Raw genomic sequence first — 17,421 nt, 5'->3', positions numbered from 1 at the left:
AATCGCTGTGTACCGTTAATAAAAAGTAGCAACCGAATGCAGGAGTGTCTATTAATTGACCGCAAGTGTCACTGCGGCGCCGAAAAGTCAGTCTTAAACATGATTAAGCCTGTTTGATAATGTACAAGTTGGGTAAGTGGGGAGATGATCTCGCTTGCTAGTATAGGTAAGCACAGTTAAAGTGCACTCTGTTTTGATTTAACAATCATCAACTTGATTGATTGCAGCGTTTTTTATCTGAAAGGTTAACTATATATGGAAAAAGTGTTTGAAAAATTAATGTATGCATCACGCTGGATCATGGCACCGATTTATTTAGGTTTAAGCCTGGTCCTATTTGCGTTAGGTATTAAGTTCTTTCAAGAGATTTTTCACATCCTACCGATGATTTTTGAGATGAAAGAAGTTGACCTGATCCTGATTACACTATCGCTAATCGATATCACTTTAGTGGGCGGCCTTCTGGTGATGGTGATGTTTTCAGGCTATGAAAACTTCGTTTCACAGCTAGATGTGGGCGAAAACAGTGACAAACTAAGCTGGCTTGGAAAAATGGATTCAGGCTCACTTAAAAACAAGGTAGCCGCATCAATTGTGGCCATATCGTCAATTCATTTACTTAAAGTTTTTATGAATGCCGAAAATATCGATAACGACAAAATCATGTGGTACTTACTGATCCACATTACCTTTGTATTATCGGCCTTTGCCATGGGCTACTTGGATAAAATTAGTCGCACAAAGTAGCTGCTGACCTTAAGTTGCAAATCCAAATAAAAAAAAGCCTCGATACGGTTAAGCATCGGGGCTTTTTTCGGCTTGCAGTTTGTCGGCATTAAAGCTGACACCTGAAAGCATGCTGCATTATTGATCCAAAGAAACGCCTTAAGCAGACAATAAATACACCTACAAAATAATCTCAGCTAATACAAATCCAATCATCACCGAGCTAACAATCGTCACCACACCGGGTACCACAAAAGGATGGTTAAATACCCACTGGCCAATACGGGTAGAACCTGTGTCATCCATTTCAACAGCCGCCAACAAGGTTGGATAAGTTGGCAATACAAATAAGGCACTCACCGCAGCAAAAGAAGCAATAGCAGCCTCAGGGCTAACCCCTAGCATAAATGCCGATGGCATTAACGCCGCTGTGGTTGCGGCTTGCGAGTACAACAACATGCTGGCTAAAAACAAAATGATCGCCAACATCCACGAATGCTCTTCTAGCAAGCCACCCGATAGCGCTTTAATCTCTTCTAAATGCCCAGCAACAAAGGTGTCACCTAGCCACGCAACACCTAATACACAAATACACGCACTCATGCCCGATTTAAAGGTCGCCGCATTAAGCACCTCAGCTGTATCCACTTTACAAAACAGCGTAATCGCCGTGGCTGCCGTTAGCATAAACACCATAATCGCTTCATTTCGCGGCAATGTCGGATTATCAATAAGACCTACAGCATCACTAATCGCGGTGGCGTAAAACACCACTGCCACAATTGCTACCAGAAAAACCATCACCGAACGCTTAGCCCCTGCTGGTAACTCAGTGCTGTTCACCTCGCGTTTGCTCACTAAGCCATGAGCTAAACGGTCTTGATAAACGGGGTCATCTTTCAACTCTTTACCCATAAATTGGGCAACAAAAGCGCCGACCATACAAGCAATAAAAGTAGCGGGAATACAAATCATCAATAAGCTGATATAGCCCACGCCTTTGCTTTCAAGCATGCCGCTCATTAGCACAACCGCAGCTGAAATAGGTGAAGCCGTAATCGCAATTTGAGAGGCAACAACTGCAATACTTAATGGCCGTGAAGGACGAATGCCCTGCTCTTTCGCCACCTCAGCGATGACAGGCAAGGTCGAAAACGCGGTATGTCCCGTACCTGCAAACAGCGTCATGGTATAAGTGACAATCGGAGCTAAAAAAGTAACCTGCTTAGGATTTTTACGTAAAACACGCTCAGCGATATTCACCAAATATTGCAAACCACCTGCAACTTGCATCGCCGCAATAGCTGCGATGACCGACATAATAATCAAAATCACATCAATAGGAATAGTGCCAGGTGTCATCCCTAAGCCAAGAGTTAACACCAACACACCCAAACCGCCAGCAAAGCCAATGCCAATGCCGCCTATTCGTGCGCCGATAAAGATGGCAGCCAATACCACCACTAACTCAATTGTTACCATAAATCCTCCCAAGCCATAATTGCGCGCACTTTACTGCAAAACCAATATAAGCAATGGATGATTAAATCAATAAAACCTCAACTAACAGAATAAAAAACCGGAAGTGTTAACTAGGGCGTGTTGTTCATTGCGGGTTGAGTTTTGTTCGAGATAAAACCGATTAAGCGCGGCGAGTGAATTGCCGCCTAGCAATCTAAGCACTCTTTGTTCGCAAAAAAATCGCTTGGCGATTTACTCCGAGTTTCTTTGGGCGCATTAACTTCGCACCCTGATTTCACACGTCTTATTTCCCACGTATTAATTAAGGCGTGTCTTTGTGAAGTAATTCCATCAAGCCAACGAGTGCGGCAAACAGCACGGCGCCAACAGGCCAAATAATCCAAGTGATGCCCCAAGCCATTGTCCAAAAGCTCCAGCCAAGATAGATAGCAATGAGCAAGGGCCAATAAAATCCAGCCAACTTCTCGGCTCGTTTAGTACGTCTAGTTGTTTCTGTCTCTTTCACTGTTTCTTTCAATACATTGCTATAGGCATCATATTTTGCAGAAACCGGTAAAATAATGAATAGACCAACCGCAATAATAAAAAGCAGTACATCTATCATTAATAAAACAATGTCTTGCTCAAAAGAAAAAATACTCACGCACAGCAGCGGAACAAAGCTAACAATAAAACAGAAAATACCTACAGATAAGCGCAAATTATAAGCTGGCCTAAACTGTTTACGCTTTTCATGAAACACGCTGTGAACACCATAAGCGAGTTCAAATGGTTCATCTTCTATCGCCGCTATTTCATCTTGATATTGGTTTGTCTTGATAAAAAAGCTCACTCCAACTGACACCAAAATCAACACACTCACAATACCCAATGCCGCTGCTATATCACCCGTCATGTTAAATCGATTCGTTTCCGCCATAGCCATAAAGAAAAACAACGGCATTGCAGAACACACACACAAAACCACGCCTTTAGTGACCACATTGGTCATTGCGATTTTATGCTCAACATACTCAGTCGCTTGCTCTAGGCTGATATGATTAATGCCTGGTTCTTTGGCTTCTGTCGCAAACTCAAACTGCTCATTCTCATCCTTGAGTAAGAAGTCTGTAGACACATCAAAAATCTGTGAAAGCATAATGATTTTATTCAAATCAGGAATGCTATTGGCCCCTTCCCATTTAGAAACAGACTGACGAGAAACATTCATTTTCTCTGCCAACTCTTCCTGCGACCAGCCCAGTTTTTTCCTTAATCTAATAATCTTATCTGCAAGTATCATTAGTGAGTCCTTTTAATCAATAATTGAGCCACAAGCATAAGAAATCAGCCAGTTGCTCACTAGCAAGCCAGCTTGTTAATCTGTCAACCAGCAGTTGCGTTATTGATTATTAAGCCATAATTCGGCTATTTTTTGTATCTAATTGCTCAATTAGCGATTGAGTGTAGGCTATGAAGCAAAGAAAGAATTTAATCAGTCACCCGATTTGAAATCGCTTAAAGAGTCGAGACTAATCCAATTAATTTGATTTGTATCAGCTCACCATGACATTCACTCACCGACACGCCGTAAACTCATCCATGAGGGCTCGAACATCCCATCCATGGGATGAACGGTCGTCTCGCTAATACTCATGGTTCACCTATTGAATATCAGTTTAATCCTCAGCCTTTTAACACGTTCAGCAAAAATACCAAAGTCAGTAAGCACAAAGCCCCGAACAGCCAAGATTATGGTTGTGTTTAATAATTTGATTGAGGAAATAGAAAAAGTTTACTCTGCCCCTAACAAAACCCCAGTGATTCTATTAGCGACGCAGTACCGCTATCCAGCGGCCAAGATTGAGCAAGCTGGCTAGCGAGCCAGCCACGTAGGTCAGCGCCGCCGCTTTGAGAATCTTCTCCGCATGCTTTAGGTCACCGTCGTGCAGGTAATTGCCCTCTTTGAGTATGGGCAGCGCCTTGCCATAACTGGCGTCAAACTCCACCGGCAAGGTCACCAGATGCACAATGGTGCTCAACCCCATCGACAGCACGCCGATCAAAATGGTCAACGCGCCCGCCTGCGGTATACGAGTGAGCATAAGGACCACTGGCGCCGCGAACATCATTATGCCGGCAATACGCTCACCGACCATAGCGGTTCTAGCCAGCTTCTGTCGCATCAAAAACAAAGACTCGCCGCGAGAATCCTGTAGCGCATGCCCAACCTCGTGGGCAGCTACCGTCACAGCTGTCAGAGAATAACCGGCATAGTTATCCGGCGTAAGGCGAACAGCCTTAGCCGCGGGATCATAATGATCGCCGTCAGGCGTCTCTTCAACCTTGACGTCATTTAGGCCAAAACGATCTAGAAGATGACGAGCAAGTTCACCACCGCTACCTTGATGACGGTAGCGATCAGCGGGCTGTTGGTACTTGCTCATGATGTGCTTGACCCACAAGCCAGGCAAGAATACGCAGCCCGCAATGACAATAATTAGAATGATCCATAGCATGAAAACCAGTATGCCATAAACCTTGGTATAACTCTCACGGCTTTTACGCAAAGCCATTAACTGTGGATGCGTGTAGTTGCCTGCAAAAAATAAGTATTTTATAACAAAATTTAAAGCCACTTAAAAGCCCCGATACCGTTAGGTATCGGGGCTTTTAATTTTCATTCAGCTAGTATTCTGTAGGTATAAATTAAGAAAAGTTTACTCTGACCCACTTATTTACTCTGTAGTGGTCAATTAATTTTGGCCACGGATTTGTATTCTAACCAGTATATTTTCTCTGACTCATTGGGTGTTAGTCCACCATTATAGCTGTGAGGCCTAACCTGGCTGTAATATCCAATAATGTATTTAACAACCGAAGCTTCTGCTTCAGTAAATGAACGATAGCCTATTGTCGGCATCCATTCTGTTTTTAAACTCCTGAAGAATCGCTCCATCGGACTGTTATCCCAACAATTACCGCGACGACTCATGCTTTGTTCTATCTGATAACGCCACAATAATTGACGATAATGTCGACTCGTATAAGTACTACCTTGATCAGAGTGAAACATGACACCTTTTGGTCGGCCTCTGGACTCAAATGCCATGGTTAACGCTTTCGCTGCTAACTTCGTATCTGGTGAGTGAGACATTGCCCAACCAACAGGTTTACGTGCAAATAAATCCATAACAACAGCAAGATAACACCAGCGGTTACCTGTCCAAATAAAGGTGATATCACCACACCAAACTTGATTGGGCTTTATCACTGCAAATTGACGTTCAAGCGTGTTTGGTATGGCTATATGCTCTTGCTTCGCTTTCTTATATTTATGACTAGGACGCTGACAGCTCACTAGGTTCTGTTCTTTCATTAAACGAGTCGCTACGTAGCGGCTTAAGGGCAAGCCTCTACGAGTCGCAATACCTGCGATAGTTCTAGCACCTGCGGAGCTATTACTTTCAGCGTAAATGCTTTTCACCATCGCCAATACTTCAACCTCTGCAGGCTTAATACCTCTGGCTTGTTTTGCCCAATACTTATAGCTGCTACGGTGTATTTCGAATACTTCACAACAACGTTTAACAGCATGACTCCCTTTAAGGGCTTTGATTATCGTGAACTGTTCAGCGAGTCCGACATTAAGAGAGCAGTAGCCTTTTTTAGAATTTCCTTTTCTTCCTCGATACGTGCAATACGCTTTTTTAATTGACGAATTTCAAGTTGGTCAGGTGTTAATGGCGTTGCTTTACTTGTAATGCCATTACGCTCGCCTTTTAACTGACGAACCCATTTGTCGAGGGATGATTTACCCACATTCATTGCTTGTGATGCTTCAAGAACTGAGTAGCCTTTATCTACGACTAATTGAGCACATTCAAGTCTGAATTCGGGCGTGAAATTGGGTCTATTTCTTTTTGTCATAAGGTCACCTAAGTTTGATGAGGTGAATAATAACACCTCTAATTAGGTGGCCAAATTAACCGTACCACTACAGGTGACCCTTTAATTCATTAGGAAAAGTAACTAATTTTATTCTAAACCTCTAATTCGCTCGGGACTAAGTATCCTTTTTAGTTAAATTTTACTCTGGACTAATTTCACAGAAGTAGTGGTATCCATCAACTACTTGCCAGCTTCAGCATCACCAGATGACCATCTACCGACGCAAACAGGCCATCAGGCAGCGCCTGAAAATAACCATCTTCAGCGACCGTAAAGGCAACATCAGTGTTGACATTAAGTTGATAGCTTAAGGCGGCAAAGCCAAAAGCGGTCGATGTAGCAGGCATAAAAAAGGCACTCTCAATAACATTGGAGTGCCTATTCTGGCTTAGTGGTCTACCTAGCGGCTTGGAAAAATATCGGGCTTAAACGGATGTTTTATCTTGCTCGTTATTTTCCACAACCTTTTCTTCGGCTAAGACCGGAGTTACCGTAATATTATAATTTTTTAATTCATCAAGATGTAATTCATCGAGCTGAGTTCTAAGGTTATCTTTGACACTCTCTCCTACAGTAGGGTCTTTTAGCTTTTTATTGATTTTTCTTCTTTTTTTCCAGATTTGTACCTTAGTGCGAAGCTCTGTCTCACTAGGAAGCTGCAATAATACAAGCAGCAATACTGTTAGATGGGCAAAAAATGCTGCGGCGGCAGGAGAAACAGCGTTACAAAACTCTGGAATCACAGGCCAATCAGTGGCCGGTTTTACTTGCTCTAATAGCTGAACATATAAGGATAGAAAAAACGCAAAACCGAATTGTTTCTTTCCCATTATTTTGCTCTCACCTGATTACGGCGAGAGACCTTCTTTGCCTCTACTAACAAAGGGCCTATATCGTCATCTGAATCAACAAAAACTGAATGTGACGTTCCTTGCTCATCTACATAGGTAATCTTTAACTGTTTTGATGGCAAAATCCAATCCAACAGTAGACGAGTCCCAACTCGAAATAGTTGAAACAACACCACCATCAAACCAATTGTTACAATCCAACTTAAAGCATTCATTTTAGTCTCACACTATTTTTCCAACGTGCTTACGATGTCTTTTAACTTTAGTTACAACATACTTAGCTTTACGTTTCCGACCATTGACCTCTTCTTCAGTCCTAGTCATGTCAACTGAAAACAGATCTGTAGAAGAAATATCAACGAACTTACCATTCTCATCGCTTTCATTTATTTTTGCTAGAAAATCTATATCTTCCATTCGAATTGCAAATCGGCCTAAAGGTCCGTATTGCATTTCCCAACCTGCTGCACCATTAAAGTTAATTTTAGTAAAATTAACATTACCTTCTACATCATCAGTCACGGTTTCAACAACCATTAATGACTCGGGTTTCTTATAAATATTTGCGTTTTCATTTTCGATTTGCAATGTGATATCGTCGCCGTTTTTCACTGTGACTTTAGATGTTCCATCACTAGATAATGGCGTATGTACCAATTTATCGATGCCTAATCTTATCTTTGGGTTTTTAAGAAGTTTAGCGGTGATCTCCGAGCAATCAAGCGTATCACCTTCTACGTTAATAGTAGCAATTTTTTGCTTAGCTTCGCCCGTCCCATCCGTTTTTATATTGATTTCCTGCATCGGCCTTCCTTTAAGCCAATCCAGAACTCCAAATAATGATCCCGCGGCAGCTGCGCCTCCCATTAGCCCGATTTGACTTAAGACATCAACCCCACCACTTTGAACAAAATTAACAACAGTCTCAAAAGATCCTGGTTGCTCAGCAACAACTTCCATCTCAACCTCTGAGCTCTCTCCATTAACAATTTTATTTGCCTGTGTCACTAAATCAACCAAGCCTTCCAATGATTCTATGTAAGTAGCTAAATTAATATGATGATCTTCGTGTTCAGATCCATCAAAAGAGAAGGTCAGGGTTCGCGTTGTATTAGTCATTATTAAAGTTCGAAGGCATTGAAAGATGATGCATCTTATTCCATTTAACACCCTGCACACAAGAATACTTTAGTGTTTAAGATCCGTTTAAACCTCTGTTTAAGCACGTAATCCCTTTTAGACAGCACCTTTGTTAAGCTTTCAAGTTTAACCCCCAGAAGATAAGTGGGGTCAGAGTAAACTTAAATGAAATAGCGCTTTTGTCCTCTAAATAAGAAAGCCCCGATACCGTTAGGTATCGGGGCTTTCATTTTCTTTTACAAGAAGTTCGGTTTGAAGCTTTTAGGCTTTAGACCAGCAGTGCATATAGCGCTGTATAAATAGGTTAGAACAAGGCGCTTTACCACGACGTTTAGCTTTCTTAAACGAGTGGTGAAGCAACGCAGTTATCACCAATTTAGACAAGCTAGATTACATCATGCCGCCCATACCACCCATACCACCGCCCATTCCGCCCATATCTGGTGCAGATGAATCTTGTGGAAGCTCCGCTACCATTGCTTCAGTTGTGATCATTAGACCTGCAATTGATGCGGCAAACTGTAGTGCACTACGAGTTACTTTAGTTGGGTCAAGAATACCCATTTCTAACATGTCACCGTAAGTGTCGTTGCCAGCGTTGTAACCGTAGTTGCCGCTGCCGTTTTTAACTGTGTTCGCCACAACTGAGGCTTCTTCACCTGCGTTGGTTGCGATTTGACGAAGTGGTGCTTCCATTGCACGTAGTGCGATGATTACGCCGTGCTTTTGGTCTTCGTTGATCACTTCAACTTCAGAAATCTTAGACGCTACACGTACTAGTGCAACCCCACCGCCAGGAACCACACCTTCTTCAACGGCTGCACGTGTTGCATGTAATGCATCTTCAACACGGGCTTTTTTCTCTTTCATTTCAACTTCTGTTGCTGCGCCAACTTTGATTACTGCAACACCGCCAGCAAGTTTTGCCATACGCTCTTGAAGTTTTTCTTTGTCGTAGTCAGATGTTGACTCTTCAACTTGTTGTTTGATTTGCGAAACACGGCCAGAGATTTGCGCTTGCTCGCCGTTACCATCGATGATGGTGGTGCTGTCTTTAGTGATAACAACACGTTTTGCTGTACCTAAGTCTTCTAGGGCTGCTTTTTCAAGTTCTAGACCGATTTCTTCAGCGATAACAGTACCGCCAGTTAGGATAGCGATATCTTGTAGCATTGCTTTACGACGGTCACCAAAGCCAGGTGCTTTAACAGCAGCTACTTTAACGATACCGCGCATGTTGTTGACAACTAATGTTGCTAATGCTTCGCCTTCAACGTCTTCTGCAACAATAAGCAGTGGCTTACCTGTTTTAGCTAGACCTTCAAGGATTGGTAATAATTCACGGATGTTAGAGATTTTCTTATCAACTAATAAGATGAAAGGAGAATCTAACTCAACGCTGCCTGTTTCAGCTTTGTTGATGAAGTAAGGAGAAAGGTAACCGCGGTCAAACTGCATACCTTCTACAACGTCTAATTCGTTTTCAAGGGCTTGGCCTTCTTCAACGGTAATAACGCCTTCTTTGCCTACTTTTTCCATTGCTGTTGCAATGATTTCACCGATTGATTCATCAGAGTTAGCAGAGATAGTACCTACTTGAGCAATGGCTTTAGAATCTGCACATTCTTGCGAAAGTGCTTTAAGCTCAGCAACGGCTGCAATAACTGCTTTGTCGATACCACGCTTAAGATCCATTGGGTTCATGCCAGCAGCGACTGCTTTAAGGCCTTCAACCACAATTGATTGTGCTAATACGGTTGCAGTAGTTGTACCGTCACCAGCCGCATCATTGGCTTTAGAAGCAACTTCTTTCACCATTTGTGCGCCCATGTTTTCGAACTTGTCTTCTAGTTCGATTTCTTTCGCTACCGATACACCATCTTTAGTGATTAGCGGTGAGCCAAAGCTTTTGTCTAAAACGACGTTACGACCTTTTGGGCCTAATGTTACTTTTACTGCGTTAGCAAGAATGTTGACGCCGTTAAGCATTTTAACGCGACCGTCACTACCAAATAATACTTCTTTTGCTGACATTGTTATGTTCCTTCAAATTTGTTGATGATTGCAAAGGGTTAATGTTTAAAATTAACCTACAACAGCCATTAGGTCTGACTCAGATAAGATAAGGACTTCTTCACCATCAATCTTTTCTTTCTTCACGCCGTAACCTTCGTTGAAAATCACTACGTCGCCAACTTTAACGTCAAGGGCTTTAACTTCACCGTTTTCTAAAATGCGACCATTGCCTACTGCTAGGATTTCACCACGAGTTGATACTTCTGCAGCGCTACCAGTTAATACAATGCCACCAGCTGATTTTGATTCAACTTCTAAACGTTTAACGATTACGCGGTCATGTAATGGACGAATATTCATCTACGGACTCTCCTAATGATTTGGTGCCCTAAAACGAGGCGGTTTTAACAAAATGATAAGGGCATTACCCCTTTGATGAATGATATATGGGGGTCGATGTTGACAGTTCCAAGTGTATTTTAAAAAAAACTGCGATTTAATTGTAAAATTTGTGGCTGCTAATATTTAAACCATCTTGAATGCTGCTAGAATTTGGCTCCCGTTTTCGTGTTTAAGTCGAGATAGATGAAAGATAAACATGGGTTGCTTAACGCACCAATAGGTCGTGTGCTATTCAATATGAGCCTCCCCAACCTTATCGGTATTCTCACCATTTATGGTGGCAGCCTTATAGATACATATTTCATCAGTCTTTTGGGCACTGAATCATTAGCTGCGGTAAGTTTTACGTTTCCGGTGGCGATTATTTTTTCCAGTATTGCCATTGGCATTGGCGCGGCGGTTTCCACTAACCTCGCCCGCTTAATTGGCGCAGGTAATCAACCCCAAGCTAAAGCGTTTTTGTTTGATGCCTTGTTGCTAACATTTTTATTGGTGAGCGCGTTAGTGTGCATCGGGATTATGGCCATTGACCCGCTATTCACCCTACTGGGCGCTAATGAGTTAAGTTTGCCACTTATTCATGATTATATGCTGGTGTGGTTTTTAGGGGCGCCATTATTGGTGTTATTGATGGTGGGCAATCAAGGCATTCGCGCCACCGGTGATACTTACTCCCCTGCGATCATTATGTCGGTGGCAGCAATTATCAACCTTATACTCGACCCTTTACTTATTTTTGGTCTTGGGCCTTTCCCTGAGCTGGGTATTCAAGGCGCAGCCATTGCCACTTCAATATCCTGGTTATTTTCAGCCTCTGTGGCTGTGTATATCTTGGTATTCAAAAAACAAATTTTGGTCTTCACCAAATTAAGTAAGCACCGGATTATCAAAAACTGGTGCAAGCTGGGGCATATTGCCCGCCCTGCGGCTTTAATGAATATGATTAACCCTATTGCCAACGGCATTATTTTGGCCATGCTTGCCAGAGTCGATCAAGCTGCGGTGGCGGCTTATGGTGCAGGGGTGCGCTTAGAAACCTTATTTATTTTGGGGATCATGGCCCTTAACTCCAGTTTAATGCCGTTTGTGGGGCAAAACTTGGGGGCGGGGCAACATCAGCGGGCTAAAGATGCCATGATGCTGTCACTGCGGTTTGCCCTTGTGCTGCAAACCTTACTGTATCTGCCTATCTTTTTGAGTGCTGATTTTATTGCGCAGTTATTCAGTAATGATGCTGTGGTGATCGATTGGTTGAGCTTTTATATTAAAGCCTTACCCGCAGCCTATGGGCCATTAGCAGTGGTGATTATCTTCGCCACTTGTTTAAATGCCTACCATAGACCGATCCAGTCGTTAGTGATTAACTTAGTCAGGCTGTTTATTTTAATGCTGCCATTGGCGGCCATTGGCTTATACTTTGGCGGGGTAAAAGGTTTATTAATTGCGCTGCCAATAACCAATACCATTATGGGCATTGCCTGCTATGTGATGGCCAGTCGGATCACTGAGCCAGAGTCCGTTACCGCGTCAACGGCCACTAAGTCAATTAACACCATAAATTAACAGGGATGCACAAGGGTTAATACACAATGAAAAGATCAATCAACGCCGCGCTATTGTCAGCTTTTGTGTGCCCGGGTACAGGGCACTTATACATAGGTAAAAAAGCCATAGGTTGGGGCATTATTCTGGCTTGTTTTATCAGTTTATGCGCCATCATGACCGTGCTGATGCAGCGCGCTCAAGCGGTGGCTGATGATATTGTCGCGGGAAATATTGCGCTGGACTTCAACAGTCTTTATGCCGCAGTGCACGACAGCGTGACCCTTGATTTACCCCCTTCAGTATCGATGGCCACTTGGGTGTTATTTATTTGCTGGGTTGGGAGTACGGTTAGCGCGTATTGGATGGCTGAGCAGCTAGACAAACCTTCAAAGGATTCGACTCTCGCACCTTAAGTTAATGCCGTAAACAAGCAGCTGAATTATTTGAGCCATAAAAAACGCTAGCCTTGCTAGCGTTTTTTCATTGAGTCACCAAGCTAACAATTAGTCTTTTTTGGGCTTATCTTGCTCGCCCTTTTGCTCACTATCTGCGCGAGGCTCATCCTGTGGGGTGATATCTTTAATTTCTACCTGATGGGTTTCAGGGGTTAAATCATTTGGATCAAATTTGCGTTCAAAATCACCGTCAAAGGTATTGCCGCCTTGGTTAAATGGGCCATTTTGCCCAAATGGATTTTGGCCTGGTTGACCTTGTGGACCAAAGCCGCCCTGAAAACCGCCACCAGCAACCACGCGCATTTGCATACGTTTAAAGATATAGCTGGCAATCGGTGAGCGAGTGATTGGGGTTAGCAATAACAAACCGATAAAGTCAGTCACAAAGCCCGGAAACAATAACAGTAAGCCTGCCGCGGCGAGCATCATGCCTTCGACAATTTCTTTACCCGGCGCTTCACCGCGCTCAAGCTTAGATTGCACTGACATTAAGGTGCTTAAGCCTTGGCTGCGCACTAGTGATACTCCCACAATCGCAGTGAAAAACACTAATGCGATGGTATTCCAGGTGCCAAGCACATCGCCCACAGAAATTAATACTGACAACTCAATGGTCGGAACGATAATAAATACAAACAATAAAATAAATAACATGTGGGCCTCAATTTTTTCACTGGCTATGAAAACTAAATGGGGGTTATCCGGTCTTAATTCAAGACGTGTCACGATTATCATCAATGACTAATGCAAGCGCTTACGAAAAAACGTACAGTATTGCACTATTGAAATCGCGATAAACATAACATTAGCAACAACAATAAAGATAAACCGCAGTTTATGTTATTAAGCTTAAGCTAACTTTAAGGCAACCAATAGATGATAGCATTCCAATGCCAGCAACTTACTTATTAGTTATAACAACTTGCCCTGATAACGCCAGTGCAAAACGCATTGCATCAACGCTAGTGGAAACTAAAGCGGCTGCTTGTGTGCAATTAATTCCACAAATAGAGTCAGTTTATGTGTGGGATGATGAGGTCTGTCATAGTAGTGAAGTCGCTTTACACATAAAATGTATTGCTAAAAATTATGATGCAATTCAACAAATAGTGATCCAACAGCATCCCTATGAAGTACCTGAATTAATCGCTATGCCTATTACTCAAGGCTTGCCAAATTATTTAAAATGGATAGAAGAAACTTCCCAATCATGAAAAAAATATTTGCGCTTATTTTTACCTCTTTACTCCTGCTAACGCCATTAGCTCACAGTGAAGGCATTTTTAGCAGTAATAAGTTCAGCTTCCTTCAGGGCGAGCCAGAGTTAATGCCTGTTGAAGAGGCTTTTGTATTTGATTATCAGCAAAAAGATAATCAATTAGCCATTAGCTTTGTGATTGCCGATGGTTATTACATGTACCGTGACAAGTTGCAGTTTTCTGCCGACGGCGCAGTGATTGGCGATATAGACCTACCCCGAGGCAAGGTTCATAACGATGAATATTTTGGCGAACAAGAAGTGTATTACACCTTTGTTGAGCTGCCGTTAGCCCTTAAAGAAGCCGCCCAAGGCAGCCTAGTACAAGTGACCTTTATGGGTTGCGCTGAAGGCAAGCTGTGTTATCCGCCTACCAAACGTGATGTTAAGCTAGATGCTGTTGCTGCTAACGATGGCAAGGTAAAGGGCAAAAAAGCCATTATTGGTGATGTGCCAGCTCAAGCTGAACCAGCAACCGCAAGCAATGCGACAACGCCTATCACCCAACAAGACAGCTTAAGCCAAATGCTGGCCAACGATAGCTTAATGTGGACCTTAGTTATCTTCTTTGGTTTAGGTATTGGTTTAGCCTTAACCCCTTGTGTGTTTCCTATGTACCCGATTTTGTCAGGGATTATTGTGGGGCAAGGGAAAAAGTTATCTACCGCTAAAGCCTTCACACTATCAATGGCCTACGTTCAAGGTATGGCGATTACCTATTCATTATTAGGTTTAGTGGTTGCCTCTGCGGGCATGAAATTTCAAGCGGCATTGCAACATCCTGCTATTTTGATTTTCTTAGCGGTAATGTTTGTACTGCTGAGTTTATCTATGTTTGGTATGTATGAATTACGCCTGCCGGGCAAATTCCAAGACAAGATGAATACCCTGTCGAATAACCAAAAAGGTGGCAACCTTGTTGGGGTGTTCTTTATGGGCGTTATTTCAGGTTTAGTGGCGTCGCCTTGTACCACTGCGCCGCTGTCTGGTGCGCTGATTTATGTGGCCCAAAGTGGCGACTTACTACAGGGCTTCTTGGCGCTGTATGTATTAAGCATGGGTATGGGGGTGCCATTACTGATCATTGGTACTTCTGGTGGTAAATTACTGCCGCGCGCCGGTGCATGGATGGATATCATTAAGACCATTTTTGGCTTCTTGCTGATTTCTGTCTCAATCGTGATGATTGGCCGCATCTGGCCAGGACTGGTATCTGATGTATTGTGGTCAATTTGGGGGATTTGCTTAACGGGCTACCTCATACACCAGAACAAACTATCAGAGTTTAACTGGAAGCAAACCACCCGTGGCATCATACTGACGCTGACTTTACTCGCCAGTTTCTCTTATGGTTTCCAAGCGGTAATGACTGCATTGGGCCATCAGGCGCCATCAATCAGCAATGAGACTAACCAAAGCAAGCAAATTAGCCATGGTGAGTTATTCATTCAAATTAAGTCACTAGAAGACTTAGAAGTTGAGCTAGATAAAGCCAGCCTTAGCGGTAAAACCGTGATGCTAGATTTATACGCTGACTGGTGTGTGGCCTGTAAAGAGTTTGAGGCGATTACCTTTGCTAATCCAATAGTATTAGAGCGTTTAGATCAAATGGTGTTACTGCAAGCCGATGTCACTAAAAGTGATGCCATTGATATTGAACTGCTTGAGCACTTCAACGTATTAGGCTTACCGACCCTATTAATGTTCGATGAAAATGGCAATCAGCGTGAAGATTTACGCGTAACCGGCTTTATGGGGCCTAAACCCTTTGCTGATCACTTGGATTTATTGCTGAATAAATAAATTTATTCTCAACTAAGATATTGAAAATGGTCAATTTATTTATTAGATTGGCCATTTTTTTAATCCTGAGCTATTTTTTAATACCAAGTTGATTCTTTTCTTATACAATCTACTTACCTACAACCTAGTTTCAACAAATCGAATAAGGCCTTATGGAACCCGCAATTCTCATTGTTACGCTATTATGTGGCATGCTTGTTAGTCGAGTCGGTTTACCACCACTAATTGGTTATCTTGCAGCAGGTTTTTTACTGTTTATTTTTGGGATCCAAGATGAAAGCTTGCCACTGCTGCAGGAACTAGCTGACCTCGGCGTCATGTTACTGCTGTTTGCTATTGGGCTTAAATTAGATGTCAAAAGTTTACTCAAATCTGAGGTGTGGGCCAGTTCCAGTTTGCACTTAATTGGCTCGATATTATTCTTTTTACCCATCTTAAAATTGCTGGGATTAGTAGGGCTAGACAGGCTAGTTGATTTAGATATTGATCAGCTGTTACTACTGAGCTTTGCCTTAAGTTTTTCAAGTACCGTATTTGCCGTCAAAGTGCTGGATGAAAACGGTGATAGCCAAGCCTTGTATGGCCGTATCGCCATTGGTATCTTGATTATGCAAGATATCTTCGCAGTGCTATTCCTCACCATTTCAAAGGGTGATTTCCCCTCCATTTACGCCTTAGGTTTATTGCTGTTACCACTAGTTAAACCACTAATTTATAAAATATTCGACCGCGTTGGCCACGGCGAAATGTTGATTTTATTTGGCCTGACTATGGCATTAGTCATGGGCGCTTGGCTGTTTGAAGCCGTTGGCTTAAAGCCGGATCTAGGCGCATTGATTATTGGTATTTTACTGGCAGGCCACGCTAAAGCGTCCGAGCTTTCTAAATCAATTTACTACTTTAAAGAGCTGTTTTTAGTCGCGTTTTTCTTAACCATTGGTTTAAATGGTTTGCCAACCATTGCCGATGTGGGCCTAGCTGGGTTACTGGTGCTATTAGTGCCGTTTAAAATCATGCTGTTCTTTATATTATTGACCCGCTTTAAGTTGCGTTCTCGTACCTCGCTATTTGCCTCATTCAATCTAGGTAACTACAGTGAGTTTGGCTTGATTGTTGCTGCGGTAGCCGCATCAAAAGGCTGGTTACCTGCCGAGTGGTTAATCATTTTAGCAGTAGCCTTGAGCATCAGTTTCTTAATTGCTGCGCCCCTTAATGCGGCGGTCAACAAGTTCTATCAGCGCTACCATAAAACCTTTATCACCCTTGAAAAACACCCGCTACACCCTGAGGATAGACAAATTCCTGTGGGTAATCCGCGCTTTTTGATTTTAGGGATGGGCCGGATTGGCTCAGGTGCTTACGATGAGCTGCGCGCTAAATACTCAGGCGAAATACTGGGGATTGAACACAAGCAAGAACTGGTGGATTTTCATCGCTCTGAAGGCCGCAATGTGGTGCAAGGCGATGCTAGCGATACCGATTTTTGGGAAAAGCTTGAGCGGGCACCGGGGCTTGAATTGGTGCTATTAGCCATGCCACACCATATTGGTAATATGTTTGCGGTAGAGCAACTTAAAAAGCTCGATTACCAAGGTAAGATCAGCGCCATTGTGCAATATTCTGAAGATGCAGAGTCACTGAAAGAGCAAGGGGTTAACAGCGTTTATAACCTTTACGAAGCTGCAGGTGCTGGTTTTGTGGACAATGTTATTCATGAATTACTTGAGCCAAACACAGAGGAAGAATCAGAAGCGAGCGTTGATAAAGCCAGCGCAGCCACTGAAATCACCCCTAACTTGAGCAAGCCATAAGC

At 42.9% G+C, this 17,421-nt stretch carries 17 protein-coding genes; 6 read left to right on the top strand and 11 right to left on the bottom strand.

The genetic code is table 11. From position 1 onward, the window contains the following. Positions 1–255: 255 nt before the first annotated feature. Positions 256–747 carry a TIGR00645 family protein gene (locus BCU94_RS02060; protein ID WP_102439310.1) on the top strand — a complete coding sequence of 164 codons (492 nt, stop codon included), beginning with the start codon at positions 256–258 and terminating at the stop codon, positions 745–747. A gap of 159 nt (positions 748–906) precedes the next feature. On the opposite strand, the gene BCU94_RS02055 is transcribed toward BCU94_RS02060, so the two are convergent. The 10 genes from BCU94_RS02055 to BCU94_RS02015 all read right to left on the bottom strand — a co-directional run bounded on the left by BCU94_RS02055 (position 907) and on the right by BCU94_RS02015 (position 10,505). Continuing rightward, positions 907–2,208 (bottom strand): anaerobic C4-dicarboxylate transporter, encoded by a 1,302-nt coding sequence (locus BCU94_RS02055; RefSeq protein ID WP_102475487.1) that lies wholly within the window; start codon positions 2,206–2,208, stop codon positions 907–909. A gap of 301 nt (positions 2,209–2,509) precedes the next feature. Next, positions 2,510–3,490, bottom strand: a complete 981-nt coding sequence (locus tag BCU94_RS02050) for a helix-turn-helix transcriptional regulator (RefSeq protein ID WP_102475486.1) — start codon at positions 3,488–3,490, stop codon at positions 2,510–2,512. Between the two features lie 526 nt (positions 3,491–4,016). Next, entirely contained in the window at positions 4,017–4,826 is an 810-nt protein-coding gene (locus BCU94_RS02045) for a zinc metallopeptidase (RefSeq protein ID WP_241904944.1), read from the bottom strand. Positions 4,827–4,939: 113 nt separating this feature from the next. Then, positions 4,940–6,117 (bottom strand): IS3 family transposase gene (locus tag BCU94_RS02040; RefSeq protein WP_102475485.1). Its coding sequence is split into 2 segments (ribosomal slippage): positions 4,940–5,850 and positions 5,850–6,117, totalling 1,179 coding nucleotides; the frame shifts between segments, so codons are not numbered across the junction. Positions 6,118–6,314: 197 nt separating this feature from the next. Beyond that, on the bottom strand, positions 6,315–6,485 hold the full coding sequence (locus BCU94_RS19645) for a hypothetical protein (protein ID WP_198590840.1): 171 nt from the start codon (positions 6,483–6,485) through the stop codon (positions 6,315–6,317). Positions 6,486–6,563: 78 nt separating this feature from the next. Beyond that, on the bottom strand, positions 6,564–6,968 hold the full coding sequence (locus BCU94_RS02035) for a hypothetical protein (protein ID WP_102475484.1): 405 nt from the start codon (positions 6,966–6,968) through the stop codon (positions 6,564–6,566). Beyond that, on the bottom strand, positions 6,968–7,204 hold the full coding sequence (locus tag BCU94_RS02030) for a hypothetical protein (RefSeq protein WP_102475483.1): 237 nt from the start codon (positions 7,202–7,204) through the stop codon (positions 6,968–6,970). The genes BCU94_RS02035 and BCU94_RS02030 overlap by 1 nt, the downstream gene beginning before the upstream one ends. 7 nt (positions 7,205–7,211) lie before the next feature. Next, positions 7,212–8,108, bottom strand: coding sequence for a hypothetical protein (locus tag BCU94_RS02025; RefSeq protein ID WP_102475482.1), 897 nt, complete (start codon positions 8,106–8,108; stop codon positions 7,212–7,214). 411 nt (positions 8,109–8,519) lie between these two features. Further along, positions 8,520–10,163 carry a chaperonin GroEL gene (gene groL, locus BCU94_RS02020; RefSeq protein WP_102475481.1) on the bottom strand — a complete coding sequence of 548 codons (1,644 nt, stop codon included), beginning with the start codon at positions 10,161–10,163 and terminating at the stop codon, positions 8,520–8,522. A 51-nt stretch (positions 10,164–10,214) separates the two neighbouring features. Continuing rightward, positions 10,215–10,505: a co-chaperone GroES gene (locus BCU94_RS02015; RefSeq protein ID WP_076538652.1), complete on the bottom strand. Its 291-nt coding sequence runs from the start codon at positions 10,503–10,505 to the stop codon at positions 10,215–10,217. A 225-nt stretch (positions 10,506–10,730) separates the two neighbouring features. On the opposite strand from BCU94_RS02015, the gene BCU94_RS02010 reads away from it, so the two are divergent. Next, positions 10,731–12,110 (top strand): MATE family efflux transporter, encoded by a 1,380-nt coding sequence (locus BCU94_RS02010; RefSeq protein ID WP_102475480.1) that lies wholly within the window; start codon positions 10,731–10,733, stop codon positions 12,108–12,110. Positions 12,111–12,136: 26 nt separating this feature from the next. Then, complete coding sequence (locus BCU94_RS02005; RefSeq protein ID WP_102475479.1) at positions 12,137–12,505, top strand: hypothetical protein; 369 nt, start codon at positions 12,137–12,139, stop codon at positions 12,503–12,505. A 90-nt stretch (positions 12,506–12,595) separates the two neighbouring features. Here BCU94_RS02005 and BCU94_RS02000 read toward each other — a convergent pair whose 3' ends face one another. Then, positions 12,596–13,201, bottom strand: a complete 606-nt coding sequence (locus BCU94_RS02000; protein ID WP_102439583.1) for an FxsA family protein — start codon at positions 13,199–13,201, stop codon at positions 12,596–12,598. A gap of 236 nt (positions 13,202–13,437) precedes the next feature. Here BCU94_RS02000 and cutA point away from each other — a divergent pair, with 236 nt between their 5' ends. From cutA to BCU94_RS01985, 3 genes are all read left to right on the top strand, one after another. Next, on the top strand, positions 13,438–13,761 hold the full coding sequence (gene cutA, locus BCU94_RS01995; protein WP_102439568.1) for a divalent-cation tolerance protein CutA: 324 nt from the start codon (positions 13,438–13,440) through the stop codon (positions 13,759–13,761). After that, entirely contained in the window at positions 13,758–15,608 is a 1,851-nt protein-coding gene (locus tag BCU94_RS01990; RefSeq protein ID WP_102475478.1) for a protein-disulfide reductase DsbD, read from the top strand. Before cutA ends, BCU94_RS01990 begins: the two co-directional genes overlap by 4 nt. Before the next feature lie 152 nt (positions 15,609–15,760). Then, a complete protein-coding gene (locus tag BCU94_RS01985) occupies positions 15,761–17,419 on the top strand; it encodes a cation:proton antiporter family protein (RefSeq protein ID WP_102439570.1) in 1,659 nt (552 codons plus the stop codon). Positions 17,420–17,421 lie beyond the last annotated feature (2 nt).

The sequence above is a fragment of the Shewanella sp. 10N.286.52.C2 genome (genome assembly GCF_002874545.1).
Classification (GTDB): Bacteria; Pseudomonadota; Gammaproteobacteria; order Enterobacterales; family Shewanellaceae; genus Shewanella.
Note: the sequence above shows the minus strand (reverse complement) of the source record. Positions and strands in the feature narration are given on the sequence as shown.

Excerpts from the sequence above, each read along its gene's own strand:
- BCU94_RS02060 (WP_102439310.1), top strand. The coding sequence starts at position 256 with ATGGAAAAAGTGTTTGAAAAATTAATGTATGCATCACGCTGGATCATG.
- BCU94_RS02055 (WP_102475487.1), bottom strand. The coding sequence starts at position 2,208 with ATGGTAACAATTGAGTTAGTGGTGGTATTGGCTGCCATCTTTATCGGC.
- BCU94_RS02050 (WP_102475486.1), bottom strand. The coding sequence starts at position 3,490 with ATGATACTTGCAGATAAGATTATTAGATTAAGGAAAAAACTGGGCTGG.
- BCU94_RS19645 (WP_198590840.1), bottom strand. The coding sequence starts at position 6,485 with ATGCCTGCTACATCGACCGCTTTTGGCTTTGCCGCCTTAAGCTATCAA.
- BCU94_RS02035 (WP_102475484.1), bottom strand. The coding sequence starts at position 6,968 with ATGGGAAAGAAACAATTCGGTTTTGCGTTTTTTCTATCCTTATATGTT.
- BCU94_RS02030 (WP_102475483.1), bottom strand. The coding sequence starts at position 7,204 with ATGAATGCTTTAAGTTGGATTGTAACAATTGGTTTGATGGTGGTGTTG.
- BCU94_RS02025 (WP_102475482.1), bottom strand. The coding sequence starts at position 8,108 with ATGACTAATACAACGCGAACCCTGACCTTCTCTTTTGATGGATCTGAA.
- groL (WP_102475481.1), bottom strand. The coding sequence starts at position 10,163 with ATGTCAGCAAAAGAAGTATTATTTGGTAGTGACGGTCGCGTTAAAATG.
- BCU94_RS02015 (WP_076538652.1), bottom strand. The coding sequence starts at position 10,505 with ATGAATATTCGTCCATTACATGACCGCGTAATCGTTAAACGTTTAGAA.
- BCU94_RS02010 (WP_102475480.1), top strand. The coding sequence starts at position 10,731 with ATGAAAGATAAACATGGGTTGCTTAACGCACCAATAGGTCGTGTGCTA.
- BCU94_RS02005 (WP_102475479.1), top strand. The coding sequence starts at position 12,137 with ATGAAAAGATCAATCAACGCCGCGCTATTGTCAGCTTTTGTGTGCCCG.
- BCU94_RS02000 (WP_102439583.1), bottom strand. The coding sequence starts at position 13,201 with ATGTTATTTATTTTATTGTTTGTATTTATTATCGTTCCGACCATTGAG.
- cutA (WP_102439568.1), top strand. The coding sequence starts at position 13,438 with ATGCCAGCAACTTACTTATTAGTTATAACAACTTGCCCTGATAACGCC.
- BCU94_RS01990 (WP_102475478.1), top strand. The coding sequence starts at position 13,758 with ATGAAAAAAATATTTGCGCTTATTTTTACCTCTTTACTCCTGCTAACG.
- BCU94_RS01985 (WP_102439570.1), top strand. The coding sequence starts at position 15,761 with ATGGAACCCGCAATTCTCATTGTTACGCTATTATGTGGCATGCTTGTT.